The sequence below is a fragment of the Candidatus Hakubella thermalkaliphila genome (assembly GCF_013281975.1).
In the GTDB taxonomy this organism is placed as follows: Bacteria; Actinomycetota; Humimicrobiia; order Hakubellales; family Hakubellaceae; genus Hakubella; species Hakubella thermalkaliphila.
The window spans coordinates 1-540 of the sequence record NZ_BLRZ01000481.1; the positions used below are offsets into that span (position 1 = coordinate 1).

Sequence of the window (540 nt, forward strand, 5' to 3'; positions counted from 1 at the left end):
TGAGAAATTCCTCCGAGGGAGTCTCAAAGGTATATTTATTTCAACTTTCAGAAAAGTTTCTTGAATTCCTCAATACTAAGACCTGCATCTTTTACAATACCAGCCATTGTAAAAGCGTCAACTGGATTTGCTCTTGGAATAGTAATAATCCGTTCGCCATTTGTCATTGTTCTATGTTTTCCTTGTCTTGTAATCCAAAAACCTACCTTTTCAAAAGCCTTCACGGCTCGTTGGTGGTTTATACCTGGTAGTTTGGGCATAATTTTTACAAAAATAGGCCGAGAAAGCCCCCGACTTTTAGTCGTGGGGAGTAGTCACCCTACTTCTACATAACGAGACTCCTTGTTTTTACTTAACTCTTCAACAGTCTCTAAATATGCCTGTATGGCATCTTTAATATTCTCTAAAGCTTCCTCCTCCGTCCGCCCCTGAGACCAACAACCTGGCAGGCCAGGAACCCAAACAGCATAACCTTCATCGGTCTTCTTGAGATTTACTTTGTATTTCATAACACCTCCAAGACTCTTTTAAGCTTTCTAT

Annotated in this window: 2 protein-coding genes; both read right to left on the bottom strand. The window is 40.2% G+C overall.

Going from position 1 to position 540, the window contains the following annotated elements:
* Nucleotides 1-47 precede the first annotated feature (47 nt).
* Complete coding sequence (locus HW443_RS12810; RefSeq protein ID WP_176231503.1) at nucleotides 48-260, bottom strand: type II toxin-antitoxin system HicA family toxin; 213 nt, start codon at nucleotides 258-260, stop codon at nucleotides 48-50.
* Between the two features lie 54 nt (nucleotides 261-314).
* Entirely contained in the window at nucleotides 315-509 is a 195-nt protein-coding gene (locus HW443_RS12815) for a type II toxin-antitoxin system HicB family antitoxin (protein WP_176231504.1), read from the bottom strand.
* Nucleotides 510-540: the final 31 nt, after the last annotated feature.